Source organism: Pseudoxanthomonas sp. P4_B2 (assembly GCF_056402315.1).
In genome coordinates, this window is sequence record NZ_JBFUHQ010000002.1 from 508,086 (window position 1) to 527,304 (window position 19,219).

Genomic DNA, 19,219 nt, shown 5'->3' on the forward strand with positions numbered 1-19,219 from the left:
AGTTGGAAGATCCTTAGCGCTCGAACAGGGATGGTGAGGCGAAGCGAGCTTTTAAGCTCTGTAGCCGTCGAGCAGAACGGGGGCGAGACCCGAAGCCTCTTGCATCCATTCTTTTACGGAATCCCTGCACAGGAGCAGCTCGTACCAGGCCTGCGTCAAAGGCCACGCGTCCGAATCCGGCCCATGCGACATGATGCGGATCAGAGTTGGGACGAACGCGAGATCGGCGAGCGATAGCGCACCCGCAAGAAAAGGCCCGTCGCTGCGTTGGAGTGTTTCCTCCAGAACATCGAACAACCGCTTCGTATCCGCCGCTTCCTCGGCGCTCAGGGGACGTTTGTCCGGATAGAACGAGCTTTCGAAAGAGAGCCGCGGGCACAGATTGGAAAGGCCGGAATGCTGCCAAGCGACCAAGGAGCGGATTTTGGCCCGAAGCTTGATATTCGCCGGTAGAAGGGAGCCATCGCCCAGATCGTTGGCGTACTCCATGATGGCGAGCGAGTCGTAGATGACTGCGTCGCCATCCACCAGCACGGGCACGGCGCCCGGCGGCGAGAACTCGGCGATACGCGCAAGATTGGCGAAGCGTTGCGGTTTGCGAATATCGACAACGCGTTCCTCGAACTCGATGCCCTGCTCTCTAAGCGCCAGCCAGGCCCGAAAGGCCCAACTGGACGCATTCTTGGTGCCGGAGTAGAGGATTCTGTTCATGCGACTGAGCCAATGGTTTGTTTCCTACCCGACCAACGTTCGAATTGAGCCGCGCTAGGCAGGTTCGGTTTTATTGGATTATTAAGCGCCACGGCCAGCCTAAATGCCCTTGGCGTCTGCGTAGGCAATCCAGAGGCCGCAGACCAAAACAAAATAAATCAAGCCGGCCAAGGAAATAATTTGCGACCGACGCAATTGCGGATGACGCTCGCCAACGCTGGCTAAGTACATCAGCAAGCCGATCTTTCCAATGCTATGGCCGTCGGCAGCGGCTTGCTCAGCAATCAACATGAAATGATGGATGGCGAAGATGAAAGGGAACAGAAGAATGGCTTGAGCTACCGCGACGACCCAGACGACCGGGAATCCGAACGGTGCGGCGCCAAAGGCTTTGGCAAGAACAGGCTGGACGTCCGGCGAAAATGCGGTGCCGATGAGCACGGCGTAGATCACCGCCGGAAGTGCATAGCTCATTTTGCTTTTATTGAACATCGCCGATGATCCCAAGGCCATCTATGCCTCAAAGTCGGCACTATGGATTGAGCGCCGTTCCACATGCCGCTTCAGGATTTCCAATGTTCCGCTCCAGTAGAACTGCAGATGCTTGAAGATGGTATCCGAAGGAAAACCGGTCGCCGCAAAGGCGATAGAGGCTGTATCGCCGATGGACTCAAGAGTAAATTCGAGAGTCGTGTAGTTCTCAGGCACGTCGGGAAGCCGGGATAACGAACTCAGATGCGTATAAGCGAGCCTCGCCATCGGTTCGAATTCCAAGACCGCGCCGGTATTTTCGAAAGGAACGTGGTGAAATCCCCGCACGACAATCGGGCCGCCAACTGTCCAGCCGGTTTCGACTTCAATCGCCATTTCAGGCTCGCCCATCCACTCCTTCATCAGGTGGCTGTGGGTCAAGCTTTCCCAAACGACGTTAACCGGTGCGTCGATGAATATGCTCTGTTCGAATGACTGCATGATATTCCTGTGGCCCGTTGGCCCGACAGTCTAGGCCGAGCCACGAAGCGTGTTCGGACCGAACCAACTAATTGCCGGTGCCGCTCACACTCCATTCCTGAATGGGCACGTCGGTGCGCTGTACGATAAGTTCTTCGATGATCTGCTGTTCCGTGGTCAGTTGCGTCTTTGCCTGGGTAATTGGCTCCAAGGCGCTGTCCGCGTCGCGCCAGGCGACAGTCACCCGCAGATCCCATTGATCATTGGTGGCGTTGAAGGGCGGTCTGGACAAGCGCACCCACAGCACGCGGCCTTCTTTGATCTTGGCGCGCAGGAGAGGAACTCGATTCTTCTCGAACAAACCTATGAATTGCAGCTCTTTGCCGGCTTTAATCCAATAAGTTTGCTCGACGACAAACGGAGGATGTGCCGCGGGAGGCTGCGCCACGACAGTCTGCTGTGCGACAGCATTCAAAGACATCGATGCGAGAATAAGCATCAGTGAGGTAATAAAGCGCACGCGATTTGTCTCCTTGGCGTCTAACGCTTGAATAAACCGATCCGAGAAGCGGATTCGGCTTGAATGGAGTATTGGCTCGGGTCTCAATATTCGTCGGGTTCACCCGGAAAAGAAGCGGACCCATCCGGCAGGATGATGCCTGGAAGCATGCGAGACGTCCAAATATGGACGGCCTGACCGAGATCAATAGGTTCATCCAGCGAGCCGCCCTTGATGCTCAATATGTCGGCAGAGCCGCGACGCCGGTGCCAAAGTCTCGAGCCGCACTCAGGGCAGAATGCACAGTCAAGCGTGTGTCCGGTCTCAGTGGGGCGAGACCAGAGTTTTGGCTCTCCTTGTGTAACGCGCAGTGCGGTCAGCGGCACGATAAAGGAAATGCCGAAAGCCGATGCGGACTGTTTGCGGCACTCCCTGCAATGGCACACATAAAGCTGCAACGGACCGCCGGATAGCGCATAGCGGATTGCGCCGCATTGACACCCGCCAAGAAGAATTTCGTTTTCGTTTGGCATGGGTCGCAAGCCTTGTTGATGGGTCAGCGCCCTAACGGCTGAAGTTGGTTCGGATTGAATTATTTGTCAGATGGCGAACTAATGCTTCGTATCGACAGGCCCTACGTCCATCCCATCATACGACTCAAGACCATGATCATCCGCAAACTTGTACAGCTCCATGTTCCTTTGGTTGAGTGAATCAGGTGTATGAATCTCGACTTTCTCGATATGCAGCCACCACAAATCAGGGTCCTTAGGGCTTTCCTTGTCGGCAAGATACATGTCCACAAACCTATATCCCTGAGACTCTAGGAGCGGCTTGACGGCTTGTAGCCGCTCCTTAGAACCGTCAGTAAAAAAGTACCCCCAAAGCATAGGCTTGGAGAAGTTCCAAGAACTGTCATGAGACATGCTGTCGAACATCTCAATAAGCTGACCCTTTGTGATCCTGTCTTCATTCTCTGTCGGGCCACAAGCTGATAGCAGCAACGCTAGCAGGGTGACCTTTAGCAATTTCCGCATGAGATGTATCCAACTAGCTCGAATGGACTTTCAGGCCGCGCACCGACGACTTGGGACGATCACCGAATTGCATCTTCGGTTATTCGAACGTGCGCATCGGTGATATGAACACCGTACGCCTCCAAATCGCGCAGGCAGTCATTAACGTCCACGCCAGGAGTGGGAATGTCATTCTGCAACTCGACCGTCTTGAAAGCGGTCCAAGGGGCGTACATGGGTGGGAGGTTGGCTCCCAACGGATCAGCTGTAAAAGCGAATACCCGATCCGGACCTTTAAAAATGTGTACTTGCATACCGCTCATCCTTTGAAAATGCCGGCCGCGAAACGGCTTCGGCTTGAATGATTGTCAGGTCGCAGTGAGCGCACTGATCATGACGTAATACCCGTCAGGGTCACGCAATGCGAACTCCATGGTACCTGTGTTCGGACTCACGTTAGGCTCCTCCTCCAGCGCTGGAACCAGAGCACGCGCCCGAGGCAACACTTCATCGAAATCATCGACGCGGAAGAACAAAAGCAGCCCGTTTCCAGGCTGTGAGTGGTCCGGACTGTTCAACGATGGATGCTCGTGAGCGCCCCACTGGTGCAGGCAAAGCAGGACCGTCCCATCCGTATCGACGATTTGCCCGAAGTAGTCGTGGGCGGGACGCGTGGCCGGCTGGCCAAACAGCGACTGATACCACGCGAAGCTGCGAGCGACGTCAGCTACACCTATGATTGCCCACGTCCGTTTCATCGCTTATTCCTGCAGCTTGACGCCTGAACTACAAACCGATCCACAGCGGGAACGGCGAATGAGAGCGACTGTAGCCGAAGGCGCGCGCTCAGGTGCCGCTCCGATGCGGATTCGGCTCGAATGGATTGTCAGGCTTGCCTTTCGAAGCGCTGCTCATTGACTTGCTTCCCCCACTGGTTGCCGGCTTGTTGGTGAACCAACCGAAAGCCATGCTTTTCATAAAGACACCTGGCGGCCTCCAGGCCCTCGAAGGTATGCAGGTAAACGCGACGAAATCCCTGCGCAACGCAATGCCCCATGGCGTGATCCATCAGTCTGCTTCCGATTCTTGTCCCACGCGTTTCTTCGGACGCGATAAACCAACGAAGGTGCGCGCCTTCTTCCTCGGCATGCGAGCCGTCTATAGCGATGGATCCCAGTATTCTGCTTCCCTCGAGAGCCAGCCAAATTCCGTCGCGCCCAACTTGGTATTGCTCAAAGAAAGCAACCAGCCCACGGGCAACCCTAACTTCGAATGGCAGACCGAAACCGACCAGGCGACTATAGAAGTCGGCGTGGAGCTCGGTAATGCGTCCAATGCAGCCAGGCGCGTATCCCTGTTGTATGGTGAGCTCCATCGATGCGTCCTTTGCAAACCCAAGGTAACGCAGCCCTCTTTCGGATCAATCCGTAACCTGGTGCGCCCTCTTCGAGAGCACCGGCATCTGCGGTTTCTCGTTGCCTTCCTTATCCGGCTGCACATTGAACGGATAGGTCAGGTTCCACCAGCCGCCGCCGGCCCAGTAGGTCCAGCCCAGCCATACATCGGCGTTGGCGTGGATGTGCTCCAGCATGGCGTCCAGCGCGGCCAGACAGACCGGGTCGCTACCGGCGGCGAATTCGCCCAGGAAACCCTGCTTGTGATGCCGGCGCAGCCAGTCGGTGAAAACCTGCAGCTTCTGCGCGCCGATCTGCTCGCCCTGGCAGTCGCCGGACGTGCCGGAATAATCCGCGTCCAGATACTGATGCGCCTCGAACGCGATATGGTCGGCCGGATCGGTGATCGCAAGCAACGCCTCGCCATTGGAGGTTCCCCCGTAACCGGTACTGCTCCAACTGTGCGCGCCGCTGTACGCCGTGCCCGGCACCAGTACCAGATTGCGCGCGCCAGTGGCGCGGATGGCGTTCAAACCGGCTTGCGCAGCAGCAGCCCATTCGTTGGCGTCGATGCCGTTGGGCTCGTTCATCAGACCGAAGATGACCGCGCCGTCGTCCTTGAATTCGGTAGCGAGCTTGCTCCAGAAATCGACGAAGACCGCGACCGGCGTTTCCGCTGTGCCGATCCGCTTGCCGTTGTACTTAGCGTAGTTGTGCACGTCCAACACCAGGCGCAGATTCTGCGCCTTGGCCCGGGTCACCGCCGTGTGCAGCAGGGACAACTGCTGAGGGTCGAGTGCCCCGTTAGCCTGCGGCTGCAGACGTTCCCACAGGAACGGCAAGCGGACCACGTTCATGCCCTTGGACGCGTAGTAGGTGTAGTCCGACTCGCTGGGGTAGGTGTAGTCCTTGTAGAGCGTGCCGGGCTTCTTCGAAGAATTGAATTCGGCGCCGGCCAGATTTACGCCGGCGTACTCTAGTACATGCGTGGTTTGCGCCGAGGCCGGACTCAGGCTGACCGACAACAGAACCAGACAGGCCACGAGGGCGGTCCGGCAAAAGGGAAGAGCATGCAAGCGCAAGCGCATGATCGATTTCTCCGTTCACGACGCAACGACCTTAGCATCGTGGACTACGACGGGCAGTGGAGCCCGTCGCAGAGTTTAGGAAAGCAGCATCTGCGCGATGCTTCCGGCCGCATCGCGGCCTTCGGCCACCGCAGTCACCACCAGGTCCGCACCGCGTACCGCATCGCCACCGGCGAACAACTTCGGATTCGTAGTCTGGAACGGAAGACGATCGTCGCCGCCGGCGACGATGCGACCGTTCGGACTGCCTTGCACGCCTTGGGCAGCCAGCCATTCCGGCACCGTGGCCGAAAAACCGAAAGCGATGATGACGATGTCCGCTTCCAGCAACGACTCGCTGCCTTCGATCGGTACCGCGCTGCGACGCCCGCGCGCGTCGGGCTCGCCCAGTTTCGTCTCCACCACCTGCACGCCGATCACGTGGTCGTCACCATCGCTTTCGATCAGCAAAGGCTGGCGGTTGAACAGGAAACGCACGCCTTCCTCGCGCGCATTTGCGACCTCGCGCGCGGAACCGGGCATGTTGGCCTCGTCGCGCCGGTAAGCGCAGGTGACCTTGCCCGCGCCCAGACGGATGGCGCTGCGCACGCAGTCCATGCCGGTATCGCCGCCGCCCAGCACCACCACGCGCTTGCCGCTCATGTCGGGCAGCTGCAGGGTGTCTTCCCAGCCGGCGATCGGCCGGCCCCAGGGATCGTTGCCGCCGACGATGCGTCCGTTCTGCACCAGGAAAGGCAGAGCGGGCAGCACGCCTTTCAGGTCCTGTCCGGGCAGGCCGCCATCGGTATAGCGGTAGGCGCCGGTGCCGAGGAATACGGCGTCGTAGTCGCCCAGCAATTCCTCGATCTGGATATCGCGGCCGATCTCCACGCCCAGGTGGAATTGCACGCCCATGCCTTCCAGCACCTCGCGGCGGCGCGCGATGATGCTCTTCTCCAGCTTGAAGCTGGGAATGCCGAACTGCATCAGCCCGCCGATCTGTTCGTAACGGTCGAACACCACCGCCTGGATGCCGTTGCGCGCCAGCACGTCGGCGCACGCGAGCCCCGCCGGGCCGGCGCCGATCACCGCGACGCGCTTACCGGTGGCGACCACTTCGCTCAGATCGGGACGCCAGCCTTTTTCCAGCGCCGCATCGACGATGTATTTCTCCACCGCGCCGATGGTAACCGCGCCGAAGCCGTCCTCCAGCGTGCAGCTGCCTTCGCATAAGCGGTCCTGCGGGCACACGCGGCCGCACATCTCGGGCAGCGGATTGGTGGTGTGGCAGAGCGCCGCCGCTTCTTCCAGACGGTTTTCCTGCACCAGCTGCAGCCACTGCGGAATGGCGTTGTGCACCGGGCACTTCCAGCTGCAATACGGATTGCCGCAGTCCAGGCAGCGCCCGGCCTGATGCTGCGCCTCGGGCAGGGCGAATTTACCGTACATCTCGCCCCAGTCGCCATTGGTACGCAGTTCCAGGGGAATGCGCTGCGGCATCTGGCGGGGGAGTTCTACGAATTGGAAGACTTGTTTGCGGCTCATGAAAATATTTCCGACGTCATCCCAGCGAAAGCTGGGATCCATTTTGCTTTTGCTTCTTTCGTTTGGGACGGCGCGAAGATCAAGTTGGATCCCAGCTTTCGCTGGGATGACGTCGTTAGAAATCTGCACTGGGACGGACAAATACTCATCACGCCGCCCGCCTCAACGACTCCGTCAACGACTCCAAACTCGCCGCCTTCGGCTTCACCAGCCAGAATTTACCCACGTAGTCGCGGAATTCGTCGAGGATCTGCTGCGCCCAGATGCTGCCGGTCAGTTCGCGGTGGCGAGTGACCAGGGTGTGCAGGTGCTGGCGGTGGCTTTCGAAGCCTTCCGGCGAAATACGATGGATGTCGATCAGTTCGTGGTTGTAGCGGTCGACGAAATCGCGATCCAGGTCCAGCACGTAGGCCAGGCCACCGGTAAAGCCGGCGCCGAAGTTCAGGCCTACCCGGCCCAGCACCATGACGATGCCGTCGGTCATGTACTCGCAGCAGTGGTCGCCGGCGCCTTCGATCACCGCCAACGCGCCGGAATTTCGCACCGCGAAGCGTTCGCCGGCGCGGCCGGCCGCGAACAGCTCGCCGCCGGTCGCGCCGTACAGGCAGGTATTGCCGAGGATCGCCGTGTTGCGCGCTTCGAAACGCGCGCCGCGCGGCGGACGCACGACCAAACGGCCGCCGGCCATACCCTTGCCCACGTAGTCGTTGGCCTCGCCTTCCAGCTCCATCAACAGGCCGCCGGCATTGAATGCGCCGAAGCTCTGTCCGGCGGTGCCGCGAAAACGCAACTGCAAGGGCGCGTCGTCCATGCCGTGGTTGCCGTGCGCGCGAGCGATGGCTCCCGACAGACGAGTGCCGATGGAACGGTCGGTGTTGTGGATGAGGAAGCGCTGCTCACCACCGCTCTTCTTCGCGATGGGGCCGGCCATCAGTCCATCGAGCTGCGTGGCCAGGCTGTCCGGCGATTCGTACAGGCGTTGCGCGGCGCAATGGCCGGTGTCCTGGTGTACGTGCTTGAGCAGACGCGACAGATCGACATGCACGCCAGGCCTCGGCGACACCTTGAGTTGCTGCAGCAGGTCGGTGCGGCCGACGATCTCGTCCAGCGAACGCGCGCCTAGGTACGACAGCCACTGGCGCACTTCCTCGCTGAGCAGGCGGAAGAAATTCTCCACGCGTTCCGGCAGGCCGGTGAAATGCTTGGCGCGCAGGTGTTCGTCCTGGGTGGCCACGCCGGTGGCGCAATTGTTCAGATGGCAGATGCGCAGATATTTGCAACCCAGCACGATCATCGGCGCGGTGCCGAAACCGAAACTGTCCGCGCCCAGCAGCGCCGCCTTGACCACGTCCAGACCGGTCTTGAAGCCACCGTCGGTCTGCAGCACGGTGCGGTCGCGCAACTGATTGGCGACCAGCGCCTGGTGCGATTCGGCCACGCCCAGTTCCCACGGCACGCCGGCGTAACGGATCGAACTCAACGGACTGGCACCGGTGCCGCCGTCATGACCGGAGATGGTGATCAGGTCCGCGCCCGCCTTCACCACGCCGGCGGCGATGGTGCCGACACCGGCGTGCGAGACCAGCTTCACCGAGATCAGTGCCGACGGATTGACCTGACGCAGGTCGAAGATCAGCTGCGCCAGATCCTCGATGGAATAGATGTCGTGGTGCGGCGGCGGCGAGATCAGGCCGATGCCCGGCTTGGCGTAACGCAGCCGCGCGATCATTTCGTTGACCTTGTGGCCGGGCAGTTGTCCGCCTTCGCCGGGTTTGGCGCCCTGAGCCACCTTGATCTGCAGCACTTCGGCGTTGACCAGGTATTCCGGGGTCACGCCGAAACGGCCCGATGCCACCTGCTTGATCTTGCTGCGCTTCTCGGTGCCATAGCGGGCGGGATCTTCGCCGCCTTCGCCGGAGTTGCTGCGCCCGCCCAGACGGTTCATGGCGATAGCCAGCGCTTCATGCGCTTCGGGCGACAACGCACCCAGGCTGATCGCGGCGGTGTCGAAGCGGCGCAGCAGGTCACCGGCTTCGGCGACTTCCTCGAGCGGCATGGGGGTGTCCGCTTTCTTCAATTGCAGCAGATCGCGCAACGCAGAAGGCGGACGCGCATGCACGAAGTCGGTGTACTTCTGCCAGTCCGCAGGTTCGCCGGTGCGGGTGGCGTGCTGCAGCGACATCACCACGTCCGGGTTGTACATGTGGTACTCGCCGCCGTGCACGTACTTGAGCAGGCCACCGATCTCCTGCTTGTGCAGCTCGTTCCACGCATTGCGGGTCAACTGGCGCGCTTCCACGTCCAGTCGGGCCAGGTCCACGCCGCCGACGCGCGAAGCGGTGTCCGGGAAACACAGGTCGATCACGTCCGGTTGCAGGCCCACGATCTCGAACAGCTGCGCGGCGCGGTAGCTGCTGATGCTGCAGATGCCCATCTTGGAAATGATCTTCGACAAACCCTTGTAGATGCCCTTGCGGTAGCTGCGCCCGATCTGCGCCTGCTCGCCGCCTTTCTTCAGATGCAGGATGCCGCGGCGGCCCAGATCGAACAGGGTCTGATAAGCCAGATACGGATACACCGCGGTGGCGCCGAAGCCGAGCAGGCAGGCGATGTGGTGCGGGTCGCGCGCGGTGCCGGTTTCGATGATCAGATTGACGTCGCAACGCAGGCCTACGCGCGCCAAGTGGTGATGCACCGCCCCGGTGGCGAGCAGGGCATGCGCCATCGGCCGCTCGGCGACCGGATAGCGGTCGGTCAGCAGCAGCATGACCATGCCGTCGCGCGCCGCCTGTTCGGCTTCTGCGCAGATGCGCTCGATGCCGGCCTTCAGGCCTTCCTCGTGCGAATACGACAGATCGATCAGCCGGTTCTTCTCGTCGTACGGCTGCATCTTCAATAGCTGGCGCAATTTGCGCTGCGAGAGCACCGGCGAGTTGAGGATCACGTGGTTCACCGTTTCCGGGCCCGCGTGGAAGATGTTGGTCTCCTTGCCCAGCTGGGTCGACAGCGACATCACGCAGTCTTCGCGCAAGGGATCGATCGGCGGGTTGGTGACTTGGGCGAAGGCCTGGCGGAAATAGTCGTACAGCGGACGCGTCTGCCGGCTCAGCACCGCCATCGGCGTATCGTCGCCCATCGAGCCGGTGGCTTCCTGCTCGGTCTCGGCCAACGGCCGCAACACGAACTCCACTTCCTCGTTGGTCAGCTGGAACAGCTTGTGATAACTGCGCAGGGTCTTCTCGTCGAACGGTTCCTCGACCAGCGACGGATCGATGAGTTCGGTCTGCAGGTAGGTCACGCCGTGCTGCAGCCACTGCTTGTAAGGCGCGCGACCGCGGTTGATGCGATCGATCGCCTCGCTGTCCAGCAGGTCGCCGCGCTTGAGGTCGATGGCCATCATCTCGCCCGGGCCCAGCTTGCCCTTGCGGGTGATGCGTTCGGCCGGCAGTTCCCACACGCCGGCTTCGGAGGCGACCAGGAAATGGCGGTCGGAAGTCAGCAGCCAGCGGGCCGGGCGCAAACCGTTGCGGTCCAGCATGCACGCCGCGTAGCGCGCATCGCACGCGACGATGCCGGCGGGGCCGTCCCAGGGTTCGCTGTTCAAACCGTAGAACTCGTAGAACGCGGCGAGGTCGGGGTCCTTGAATTCCAAAGACTGCGTGGCCGGCGGAACCAGAATGCGCAGCGCCTGCAGCAGATCCATGCCGCCGGCGATCATCAGTTCCAGCATGTTGTCCAGACTCTGCGAATCGGAGCCGTGCATGGAGATGACCGGATCGAACTCGGCGATATCGAAACGCGGTGTCTTCCACACCTTGCTGCGCGCCTGCGCCCAGCGGCGGTTGCCTTCGATGGTGTTGATTTCGCCGTTGTGCGCCAGCAGGCGGAACGGATGCGCCAACGGCCAGCGCGGCAGGGTGTTGGTGGAAAAGCGCTGGTGGAACACGACTGCACTGGCGGCCAGATCGTTGCGCTGCAGATCCGGGAAGAAGGTGGACAGCTTGTCTGGCAGCACCATGCCCTTGTAGCCGATGGCGTGCGGGCTCAGCGTGACTACGTAGAAATCGGCGGCGCTCTCGCCCTGTAGTGGCTCGCGCAGGCGTTGTTCGGCGCGGCGGCGCGCCAGGAACAGAGCCAAGGCGAAGGCATCGTCGTTCTGGCTTTCGCCAGCATCGACGAAGACTTGTTCGATACGCGGCAGCGTGTCTTTGGCCAGTTGTCCGCATACCGAATCGTCGGTAGGCAGTACGCGCCAGCCTTGCAACTTGACGCCGACGCGTTGGAATTCCTCCGCAAGAATGTTCCGGCAGAGCGTCGCCTGTTCGGTGTCGTGCGGCAGGAACACCAAGCCGGCGGCATAGCGTTCGCCCACGGAGATACCGGCTTCTTTCGCCAGTGCGCGCAGGAACGCATCGGGTTTGCGGATCAACAGGCCGCAGCCGTCGCCGGTGAGGCCGTCGGCGGCGACGCCGCCGCGATGGGTCATACGCGACAGCGCAGAAATAGCGGTATCCACCAGCGAACGCGATGGCTGGTCATCGAGCTGCGCGACCATGCCGAAACCGCAGGCATCGCGTTCGTCGTTCGGATCGTAGAGCCCTTGCTGAGTGCGGGCCTGGCGACTGCGGGGGACCATCTTTGCCTCAACCAATGCGGTGCTGGCCGGCTCACGCCGATCAGCTGAAGTGACGGCGACACCGCGCCCTGCGCAAAGCGGCGCTACTGAATGTCTCCGGAAACCCGACTAGAACATAGATGCTGCGGTGCCGCAACACGAACGTCATGCAGCCTGGTTAGTTACAACAGCAACCGTTTTTCTCGATGTTGCCGGACCCGAATCAACTGCAGTTGATGCTGGCGATCCTGCCTTCCGCGTCCAGCACCAAATTCAGCCGGCCCACTCTGAATTCCTTGGTAATGGGCTGGTTGTGCCGGAGCACGCGCACCACCTCGGCCCCCGCATTGGTTCGTGCCCGTTCCTGCGTTTCCGGCGTCGGCAGTTGGCCGACCGCCTCCGAAGCTTTGCCGGCATCGCAATGCGCCGGAACGGGGGCGTCGACGACCGGCGTTGGCGGTGGAGCTGCGTCGGCCGGCGCGGGAATCTGCGCGCAGGCGGAAAAGGACAGGATCAAACTCAGAGCGATGATGATCGACCTTGCCATGGGAATGCCTCCTCCGTGAAGAAGCGGGCTGCGGATATCAGCCGCAGCGGATCGCGGTCACCTTGCCGGTTTCGTCCAGGTCCAGGTTAAGGCGGTTGGCGTTGAATTCCATCGTCACCGGCTGGTTGGGTTTGAGCGTACGCGCGGTCTGGGCGCCACTGTCCTTGCGCGCCTGCTCCACATCCGCGTCGGTTACTTTCTTGCCGACCGCCCATTGCGCCTGTGAGTCATCGCAAGCCGTGGCAACTGCCGGCGGTGTTGGCGGCGCTGGTTGCGCGGCGGCTTCCGCACGTTCCTCGGACTGGGCCACGGCTTGTTCCTGTTCGTCCGGTTTGGAGGTGCAAGCGGCGACGCTCAGGGTCAGCAAGGCGATGGCGGGTAAGAGGAATCGGGACATGCGTGGCTCCGGCGACGGTGGTGGGCTGATTCAAGCATCCCGCATCTCACATTCGCAAGGCGTTAACCGGGCCGCGACATGATCCCATGATGGCCTCTCAGCGCAACGCCTCCTCCGCGGCCGGGTCCAGCGAAGCCGCCGCGCAGGCGATCGATGCGGGCCTGGTCTACGTCAGCGACAGCGAACCGGGCATCAGCCGCCGCCGCTCCGGCAAGGGCTTCAGCTATCGCGCGCCCGACGGCTCAGTGGTGCGCGACCAAACGACCTTGCAGCGCATCCGCGCGCTGGCAATTCCGCCGGCCTACACGGACGTATGGATCTGCCGCAATGCGCGCGGCCACTTGCAGGCGACTGGACGCGATGCGCGCAAACGCAAGCAGTACCGCTATCACGCGCAATGGAGCGCGGTACGCGGCGACGGAAAATTCGATCGCATCGTGGCCTTCGGTAGGGCCTTGCCGAAGTTGCGTCGCGCCCTTCGCCGGGATCTCGCGCTGGCCGGCTATCCGCGCGAAAAAGTGTTGGCGATCGTCGTCGCGGTGATGGCCGAAACCCTGATGCGGGTGGGCAACACCGGCTATGCGCGCGACAACAAATCCTTCGGTCTGACCACGCTGCGCAACCGACATGCCGAATTCGTGCGCGACGGCCGCGTACGCCTGCGCTTCAAGGGCAAAGGAGGGCAGGACAATGACGTGGTGCTCGACGACAGGCGCCTGGTCAAGCTGGTGCGTGGCGTGCAGCAGCTGCCGGGACAGGCGCTGTTCCAGTATCGCGACGACGAGGGCAGGGTGCAGCCGGTGGACTCGGGCGAGGTCAACGACTACCTACGTTTGGCGATGGGCGAAAGCTTCACCGCCAAGGATTTCCGGACCTGGGGCGGCACGCTGGCTGCGGTTCAGCGGCTGGCGGCGACGGTGCCGCCCGCCGAATCCGCCGAGCGCGAGCTTCAGCAACTGCAGAACGAGGTGATTGAGTCGGTCGCCGAGGCGCTGGGCAATACGCCGGCGGTATGTCGGAAGGCCTATATCGATCCGTGCGTTTTCGCGGGATGGCGCGACGGTGGCCTACAGCGTGCGACTGCTGAATCGCGGGGCGAACGGCAGTGGGAGCGGGCCGCTTTGAAGTTTCTGGCGCGAGCGCATCGCGCGCAGCAGCCACCGTCGACACGGAAGAAAGCTAAGAAAAGGTCCACATGACAGCGCCGCGATTTCACCCTGCGTGAAGCGCCGGCACCGGAAACTGCCGTTCCAAACGTTATCTGGAGAACGCCATGGCGGTCTGCGATGTTTGCGGCAACGATTACGACAAGGCTTTCACTCTCACCCAGGGCATCCGCAAAGGAACCTTCGATTCCTTCGAATGCGCCATCCATGCATTCGCACCCAAGTGCGAACACTGCGGTTGCATGATCATCGGCCATGGTGCGGAGAGCGACGGCAAGTTCTTCTGCTGTGCCCACTGCGCGAAGAAGTCCGGCGTGTCCGGAATCGACGACCGCAATTGATCGAGGAGAGGGAGATGGCAACCGCAAAGAAAACGGCGCCCGCGCAGGTGGCGAAGAAGCAACAGTCGATCCAGCGCAAGGTCGACGCCAAGGACGCCAGCGACGACAAGCCCAAGAAGTCGAAGGACGACAAGGCGCCGGTGCAGGCCGGCACCCGCAGGCAATCGCCTAACCCGATGCCCACCCAGCACCTGCGCAAGCCCGGCAACGAGCATGAGCTGGAACTGCCGCCGCGTTTCCTGGCGCCTGACTACAAGGGCAGCGGCAAGCTCAAGGGCATGGCCGCCATCGTGACCGGCGGCGATTCCGGCATCGGCCGTGCCGTCGCGGTGTTGTTCGCGCGCGAAGGCGCGGATGTGGCCGTGCTGCATCTGGACGAGGACAAGGACGCGCGCGAGACCAAGAAGTACGTGGAGGCAGAAGGCGGCAAGTGCATCGTCATCGCCGGGGACGTCAAGGACCCGAAGTTCTGCGAGGCCGCGGTTAACAAAGTGGTCAAGGCGTTCGGCCGCCTCGACATCTTGGTCAATAACGCGGCTTTCCAGCTGCACACCGAAAAGCTGGAGGAACTCACCGACGAACACCTGCAGCAGACCTTGCAGACCAACATCGGCGGCTACTTCCACATGGCGCGCGCCGCGCTGCCGCACCTGCCCAGCGGCGGCAGCATCATCAATTCCGGTTCGGAAACCGGCCTGTTCGGCAGCAAGCACCTGTTGGACTATTCGGCCACTAAGGGCGCGATACACGCTTTCACCTTGTCGCTGGCAAGCAATCTGCTGGAACGCGGCATTCGCGTGAACGCGGTCGCGCCCGGCCCGGTGTGGACGCCGTTGAATCCCGCGGACAAGCCTGCCGAAGACGTCGCCGATTTCGGCAAGGACAGCGACATGGGCAGACCCGCGCAACCGGAGGAAATCTCGCCGGCTTACGTGTTCCTCGCTTCGCCGGTGACCGCGTCCTACATCAGCGGCGTGGTGTTGCCGGTGATGGGTGGGCCGCGCGGGTGACATAACCACCTCTCCCCTTGTGGGAGAGGTCGACGCGCTTGCGCGGCGGGAGAGGGCAGAGCGGAGTCGGATACTTTCAGCTACAAGAGATATTGCAACGAACGCAGCTGCTTGTTGAAAATCCACTCAAACTTGGTTGCTTCAACTCCGCTCACCCCCTCTTCCGCCCCCGTATCAAGTACGGGGCAGGCTCTTCGGGCACCTTCTCCCACAAAGGGAGAAGGGAAGCTAAGGCGCTTCGACGAAGGGAGTCGTTTCCTCCCCAGCCGCCTCCACTTCCACCAGCCGCAGCATCAACAGCGCCAGCGTCACCACGTCCTGGTGGTTGTGCGCGGCCACGCGACGCAGATTGCGCGCCGACCCTCCGCGCAGATAGCCGAGCCAGGCCGCAGGCGCCTCTGATCCGGGCAGATCGTCCTCGCGCACGATACGCAGCAGCTCGCGCTCGATCGTCGCCAGCCGGCAGTTTTCCCAGGTGCCGCGGTATCGGCGCCGGGCGGGGAACAGCAGGTCCACATGATCCAGCGGCGTGATCGGATCGCCCTTGCGCGCCAGCCGGTAGCGCGTCTTCAACAGCGGCGAGTCGTAGCAGCGGCCGTTGTAGCTGGACAGCACGGTGTTCTTTTCCTGCAGCCAGCCGGTAAACACGTCGAGCATCGCGGATTCGGCTGCCATCGTGGTCATCAGCAGCTGGCGCACGCGCAATCCGTCGCCGTGCCGGCTGTCGATATGCCAATCCGCGGCGCCGATCATGAAGGCGCGCGTGCCGGTGCCGCCGGCCAGACCGGTGGTTTCGGTGTCGAAGAACAGCAGGTCGCGTGGATTCACCGACTCGCCTTCGCGTTTGGCGAAGGCCAGCGACAGCGCGTAGTCCGGCGCGGGCATCGGTAAGGTGGTTTCGATTAGGCGCAGGCCGGGGGAGATCTCCTCGCCGGGGACTTCGCGGTCGATGGATTTGCGCGGGCGTGGCGGCGCGAGGGTTTTTTCGCGCAGGCCAAGCAGCTTACGCAGCGCGCCAATGGATTGGGAGGTCGAGCGTGTCGCCGCGATACGCGAAGTGTCCGCAAGCGGCACACCAGCCTCCTCCCTTGCGCGCAGCGCAGGGGAGGATCGAGGAGGGGTGCTTTTGATCTTGCTTTTGTTCTTCCCATCATCCGCCGTAAAGTCTCCGGACGATTCTGCGCCAACAGCACCCCTCCCCAACCCTCCCCTTGCTTCGCAAAGGGAGGGGGCAAAAGCGACCGCACCCGACTCGCGCTTCAAAGTTCTGAGCTTTTCCAGCGAAACGCTCATGCAAAAGCCCGCCATGTCGTCCGTAGGAGCGACGTAAGTCGCGAAACGCCAATCCCTTTGTAGTTCGATCCGCACGCCCGCGAGTTTCTTTCGCGACTTATGTCGCTCCTCCCGGCATCACGCATGCTCGCGGTTTCCCAATAGTCCTAGCACCTCCAGCGCCAGCGATTTCGGCGTCGCCAAGTGCTTGCCTTCGCTAGTCGCCAATACCGGTCCCACGCAGGCCGGGCAACCGGCGACGCAATCGCAGCGCTGCACCAGCTCCCGCGCGCGCTGCACCAGTTCGGCCTGCCGCTGCCATAGCGGCTCGCTCAGGCCCACGCCGCCGGGGAAGTTGTCGTACAGGTACACGGTAGGTACGAACTGCTGCACCTCGATCGATGAACCTTCCAACATCGGCACTGTTTTCCCGTCATCGTCCTGCGCGCGCCCATTGCCCTTGCCGTCCTGGGTGGCGAACCACGCTCCGTCGCCATTGCCCACCGACTGCTGTAGGTCGCGCGCGTCGGCCATCACCGCCACCGTCGCCACCACGTGCAGGGCATAGGCGGCGCCGAGGAAACCATCCAACGCATCCTGCTTGGACGAAAATGCCTTGAACAAGACCGCCTGCGGCAGTTGCCACCACACCGCGGTGGTGTGCAGCTCCTGGTCCGGGAGATTCACCGGCCCGTAGCCGATGTTCTCGTGCGTGTAGTAACGGATCTTCTTGTAGCCGGCCACGCGCCGCACCACGTGTACCTCGCCGTGGATACTGTCGCCGTCACCGGCTTCGCATCCGTCGAACCGCTCCAGTGCCTTGAGCTTGGTGAAATCGATGCTGTCGGTGTAGTAATCCACATGCGTGCGGGTGACGTAGGCCTTGCGTCCTTCCCAGTCCAGCCGTTCCACCTGGTAGGGCGTGCTCTGCACCATGTGGATCGCGCCTTCGTACAGAGTCAGCGCAGCGGCGGAGTAGTCCACCTCGCACAAGATCGTCTGTCGTCCCTCGGTCTTGTCCACCACCACGAAGTTGCCGTCGGCCACCGAACGCAAACTCACCGCTTGCGCCGGATAGCTGTCGGCGATCCATTCCCAGCGCTCGCCTTCGCGATGCACCACTTCGGTTTCGGCCAGCGCTTCCAGGTACACAGAAGGATCGATCGGGCCGAACGCCTCACCGACCAGAAATGGCAGTTCGAAAGAGCCGCAACGGATATGGTCGAACAGGATCAGCGGCTGGTCCGGTGCGATGCGCGCGTGTTCCGGCGGCGCGTCGGCGAAGAAATCCGGATGCCGCACCACGTACTGGTCCAGCGGCTGCGAGCTGGCGACCAGCACGCCCAGCGAAGGCTGCTGGCGACGTCCGGCGCGGCCGAAGCGCTGCCAGGTGGCCGCCACCGTGCCGGGATAGCCGTTCAACACCACCACGTCCAGGCTGCCGATATCCACCCCCAGTTCCAGCGCGGAGGTGGCGATGATGCCGTCGATGCGGCCGTCGCGCATGGCGCGTTCGGCTTCGCGGCGTTCGGTGGGCAGGTAGCCTCCTCGATACGCACGGATGCGCGGGGGCTTGCGCGGGTCGTGGTCGAACACATCCTTCAGATACTTGGTCAGCACTTCCACCATCAGCCGCGTCTGCGCGAACACCAGCGTCTTCAGTCCAGATTTGATGGCGATGCGGGCGATGCGGTTGCTCTGCGAACGCGCCGACGCGCGCAGGCCCAGGTCGGCATTGACCACCGGCGGATTCCACAGCAGCACGTGCTTGTCGCCGGTGGGCGCGCCCGATTCGGTGATCGCATGCACGCGATCCTCGATCAACGCCTCGCAATGCGCCTGCGGGTTGCCGATCGTCGCCGAGCACAGGATGAATTGCGGTCGCACGCCATAGAACGCGCAGATGCGTTTGAGCCGGCGCAGCACGTTGGTGACGTGGCTGCCGAACACGCCGCGATAGGTATGCACTTCGTCGATCACCACGTAGCGCAGGTTCTCGAAGAACTGCGCCCACTTGGTGTGGTGCGGCAGGATGGCCTGGTGCAGCATGTCCGGGTTGCTGACCACGATGTCGCCGTGCAGGCGGATCGCCTGGCGCGCATCGCCGGGGGTGTCGCCGTCGAAGGTGAAGGCCTTCACTCCCAGCTCGCCGGCGCGATTCAATTCCAGCAGTTCCGCCACCTGGTCCTGGGCCAGCGCCTTGGTCGGGAACAGGTACAAGGCCTTGGCGTTGCCGGTCATCGCTGCAGCCACTACCGGCAGCGTGTAGCACAGCGACTTGCCGGAGGCGGTCGGGGTGACGATGGCCACATGTTCGCCCGCCTGCGCCGCAGTCCACGCTTCGGCTTGATGGCTGTACAGCTGCTCGATACCGCGGGCTCGCAACGCAGCCTTCAGCGCTTCCGGCACGTCATCGGGAAGGGGCGCATACCGTCCTTCGCGCCCCGGAATCATGAAGTTGCCAGTGATGCGGTCGGCGTAACGCTTTGAAAGTCGCTCCGTCAATAAGCTGCCGTCGCGGCTCAGTTGCCCATCGGAGAGAGTGGAAAGGCGGCGTTCGTCGTCTTCGGTACGTTTGGCGAGGGCCTGGGCCGGCGGCATGGCGATGACTGCTAGGAAAGGATCATCAGTTCACCGCGTCGCTTTCTCACTTAGTGAGACTGCGGCTTCTGTCGTGGGAGCGGCGTC

Annotated in this window: 18 protein-coding genes and 1 pseudogene; 3 read left to right on the top strand and 16 right to left on the bottom strand. The window is 62.2% G+C overall.

Annotated features, from left to right (window positions below; all coding sequences use genetic code 11):
* Nucleotides 1-51 precede the first annotated feature (51 nt).
* The 14 genes from AC1DTQ_RS06790 to AC1DTQ_RS06855 all read right to left on the bottom strand — a co-directional run bounded on the left by AC1DTQ_RS06790 (nucleotide 52) and on the right by AC1DTQ_RS06855 (nucleotide 12,742).
* Nucleotides 52-711: a glutathione S-transferase family protein gene (locus tag AC1DTQ_RS06790; RefSeq protein ID WP_477848755.1), complete on the bottom strand. Its 660-nt coding sequence runs from the start codon at nucleotides 709-711 to the stop codon at nucleotides 52-54.
* A 99-nt stretch (nucleotides 712-810) separates the two neighbouring features.
* Complete coding sequence (locus AC1DTQ_RS06795; protein WP_477848756.1) at nucleotides 811-1,203, bottom strand: hypothetical protein; 393 nt, start codon at nucleotides 1,201-1,203, stop codon at nucleotides 811-813.
* Nucleotides 1,204-1,224: 21 nt separating this feature from the next.
* Nucleotides 1,225-1,683 (bottom strand): SRPBCC family protein, encoded by a 459-nt coding sequence (locus AC1DTQ_RS06800; RefSeq protein ID WP_477848757.1) that lies wholly within the window; start codon nucleotides 1,681-1,683, stop codon nucleotides 1,225-1,227.
* Between the two features lie 67 nt (nucleotides 1,684-1,750).
* On the bottom strand, nucleotides 1,751-2,182 hold the full coding sequence (locus AC1DTQ_RS06805; protein WP_477848758.1) for a hypothetical protein: 432 nt from the start codon (nucleotides 2,180-2,182) through the stop codon (nucleotides 1,751-1,753).
* Nucleotides 2,183-2,265: 83 nt separating this feature from the next.
* The gene (locus AC1DTQ_RS06810; protein ID WP_477848759.1) at nucleotides 2,266-2,694 is read right to left on the bottom strand and encodes a GFA family protein; all 429 of its coding nucleotides are present in this window, start codon (nucleotides 2,692-2,694) and stop codon (nucleotides 2,266-2,268) included.
* A gap of 78 nt (nucleotides 2,695-2,772) precedes the next feature.
* Entirely contained in the window at nucleotides 2,773-3,198 is a 426-nt protein-coding gene (locus AC1DTQ_RS06815) for a ribonuclease E inhibitor RraB (protein ID WP_477848760.1), read from the bottom strand.
* Between the two features lie 59 nt (nucleotides 3,199-3,257).
* Complete coding sequence (locus AC1DTQ_RS06820) at nucleotides 3,258-3,491, bottom strand: hypothetical protein (RefSeq protein WP_477848761.1); 234 nt, start codon at nucleotides 3,489-3,491, stop codon at nucleotides 3,258-3,260.
* A gap of 54 nt (nucleotides 3,492-3,545) precedes the next feature.
* On the bottom strand, nucleotides 3,546-3,935 hold the full coding sequence (locus AC1DTQ_RS06825) for a VOC family protein (RefSeq protein ID WP_477848762.1): 390 nt from the start codon (nucleotides 3,933-3,935) through the stop codon (nucleotides 3,546-3,548).
* 128 nt (nucleotides 3,936-4,063) lie between these two features.
* A complete protein-coding gene (locus tag AC1DTQ_RS06830) occupies nucleotides 4,064-4,552 on the bottom strand; it encodes a GNAT family N-acetyltransferase (protein WP_477848763.1) in 489 nt (162 codons plus the stop codon).
* 45 nt (nucleotides 4,553-4,597) lie between these two features.
* Nucleotides 4,598-5,659, bottom strand: coding sequence for a glycoside hydrolase family 5 protein (locus AC1DTQ_RS06835; protein WP_477848764.1), 1,062 nt, complete (start codon nucleotides 5,657-5,659; stop codon nucleotides 4,598-4,600).
* A gap of 75 nt (nucleotides 5,660-5,734) precedes the next feature.
* Nucleotides 5,735-7,183, bottom strand: a complete 1,449-nt coding sequence (locus tag AC1DTQ_RS06840) for an FAD-dependent oxidoreductase (protein ID WP_477848765.1) — start codon at nucleotides 7,181-7,183, stop codon at nucleotides 5,735-5,737.
* A 148-nt stretch (nucleotides 7,184-7,331) separates the two neighbouring features.
* Nucleotides 7,332-11,819 carry a glutamate synthase large subunit gene (gltB, locus tag AC1DTQ_RS06845; RefSeq protein WP_477848766.1) on the bottom strand — a complete coding sequence of 1,496 codons (4,488 nt, stop codon included), beginning with the start codon at nucleotides 11,817-11,819 and terminating at the stop codon, nucleotides 7,332-7,334.
* Nucleotides 11,820-12,021: 202 nt separating this feature from the next.
* Entirely contained in the window at nucleotides 12,022-12,345 is a 324-nt protein-coding gene (locus AC1DTQ_RS06850; protein WP_477848767.1) for an I78 family peptidase inhibitor, read from the bottom strand.
* 37 nt (nucleotides 12,346-12,382) lie between these two features.
* On the bottom strand, nucleotides 12,383-12,742 hold the full coding sequence (locus AC1DTQ_RS06855; protein ID WP_477848768.1) for an I78 family peptidase inhibitor: 360 nt from the start codon (nucleotides 12,740-12,742) through the stop codon (nucleotides 12,383-12,385).
* An 86-nt stretch (nucleotides 12,743-12,828) separates the two neighbouring features.
* Between AC1DTQ_RS06855 and AC1DTQ_RS06860 the strand changes: the two genes are divergently transcribed.
* From AC1DTQ_RS06860 to AC1DTQ_RS06870, 3 genes are all read left to right on the top strand, one after another.
* Nucleotides 12,829-13,941 carry a DNA topoisomerase IB gene (locus tag AC1DTQ_RS06860; protein ID WP_477848769.1) on the top strand — a complete coding sequence of 371 codons (1,113 nt, stop codon included), beginning with the start codon at nucleotides 12,829-12,831 and terminating at the stop codon, nucleotides 13,939-13,941.
* Nucleotides 13,942-14,015: 74 nt separating this feature from the next.
* Entirely contained in the window at nucleotides 14,016-14,249 is a 234-nt protein-coding gene (locus AC1DTQ_RS06865) for a hypothetical protein (protein ID WP_477848770.1), read from the top strand.
* 14 nt (nucleotides 14,250-14,263) lie between these two features.
* Nucleotides 14,264-15,259: an SDR family oxidoreductase gene (locus AC1DTQ_RS06870; protein ID WP_477848771.1), complete on the top strand. Its 996-nt coding sequence runs from the start codon at nucleotides 14,264-14,266 to the stop codon at nucleotides 15,257-15,259.
* 228 nt (nucleotides 15,260-15,487) lie between these two features.
* Here AC1DTQ_RS06870 and AC1DTQ_RS06875 read toward each other — a convergent pair.
* Nucleotides 15,488-16,411: pseudogene (locus AC1DTQ_RS06875) on the bottom strand (ribonuclease H-like domain-containing protein); the annotation flags it as partial.
* 258 nt (nucleotides 16,412-16,669) lie between these two features.
* On the bottom strand, nucleotides 16,670-19,132 hold the full coding sequence (locus AC1DTQ_RS06880) for a DEAD/DEAH box helicase (RefSeq protein ID WP_477848772.1): 2,463 nt from the start codon (nucleotides 19,130-19,132) through the stop codon (nucleotides 16,670-16,672).
* Nucleotides 19,133-19,219: the final 87 nt, after the last annotated feature.

Excerpts from the sequence above, each read along its gene's own strand:
- AC1DTQ_RS06790 (WP_477848755.1), bottom strand. The coding sequence starts at position 711 with ATGAACAGAATCCTCTACTCCGGCACCAAGAATGCGTCCAGTTGGGCC.
- AC1DTQ_RS06795 (WP_477848756.1), bottom strand. The coding sequence starts at position 1,203 with ATGTTCAATAAAAGCAAAATGAGCTATGCACTTCCGGCGGTGATCTAC.
- AC1DTQ_RS06800 (WP_477848757.1), bottom strand. The coding sequence starts at position 1,683 with ATGCAGTCATTCGAACAGAGCATATTCATCGACGCACCGGTTAACGTC.
- AC1DTQ_RS06810 (WP_477848759.1), bottom strand. The coding sequence starts at position 2,694 with ATGCCAAACGAAAACGAAATTCTTCTTGGCGGGTGTCAATGCGGCGCA.
- AC1DTQ_RS06815 (WP_477848760.1), bottom strand. The coding sequence starts at position 3,198 with ATGCGGAAATTGCTAAAGGTCACCCTGCTAGCGTTGCTGCTATCAGCT.
- AC1DTQ_RS06820 (WP_477848761.1), bottom strand. The coding sequence starts at position 3,491 with ATGCAAGTACACATTTTTAAAGGTCCGGATCGGGTATTCGCTTTTACA.
- AC1DTQ_RS06825 (WP_477848762.1), bottom strand. The coding sequence starts at position 3,935 with ATGAAACGGACGTGGGCAATCATAGGTGTAGCTGACGTCGCTCGCAGC.
- AC1DTQ_RS06830 (WP_477848763.1), bottom strand. The coding sequence starts at position 4,552 with ATGGAGCTCACCATACAACAGGGATACGCGCCTGGCTGCATTGGACGC.
- AC1DTQ_RS06835 (WP_477848764.1), bottom strand. The coding sequence starts at position 5,659 with ATGCGCTTGCGCTTGCATGCTCTTCCCTTTTGCCGGACCGCCCTCGTG.
- AC1DTQ_RS06840 (WP_477848765.1), bottom strand. The coding sequence starts at position 7,183 with ATGAGCCGCAAACAAGTCTTCCAATTCGTAGAACTCCCCCGCCAGATG.
- gltB (WP_477848766.1), bottom strand. The coding sequence starts at position 11,819 with ATGGTCCCCCGCAGTCGCCAGGCCCGCACTCAGCAAGGGCTCTACGAT.
- AC1DTQ_RS06850 (WP_477848767.1), bottom strand. The coding sequence starts at position 12,345 with ATGGCAAGGTCGATCATCATCGCTCTGAGTTTGATCCTGTCCTTTTCC.
- AC1DTQ_RS06855 (WP_477848768.1), bottom strand. The coding sequence starts at position 12,742 with ATGTCCCGATTCCTCTTACCCGCCATCGCCTTGCTGACCCTGAGCGTC.
- AC1DTQ_RS06860 (WP_477848769.1), top strand. The coding sequence starts at position 12,829 with ATGATGGCCTCTCAGCGCAACGCCTCCTCCGCGGCCGGGTCCAGCGAA.
- AC1DTQ_RS06865 (WP_477848770.1), top strand. The coding sequence starts at position 14,016 with ATGGCGGTCTGCGATGTTTGCGGCAACGATTACGACAAGGCTTTCACT.
- AC1DTQ_RS06870 (WP_477848771.1), top strand. The coding sequence starts at position 14,264 with ATGGCAACCGCAAAGAAAACGGCGCCCGCGCAGGTGGCGAAGAAGCAA.
- AC1DTQ_RS06880 (WP_477848772.1), bottom strand. The coding sequence starts at position 19,132 with ATGCCGCCGGCCCAGGCCCTCGCCAAACGTACCGAAGACGACGAACGC.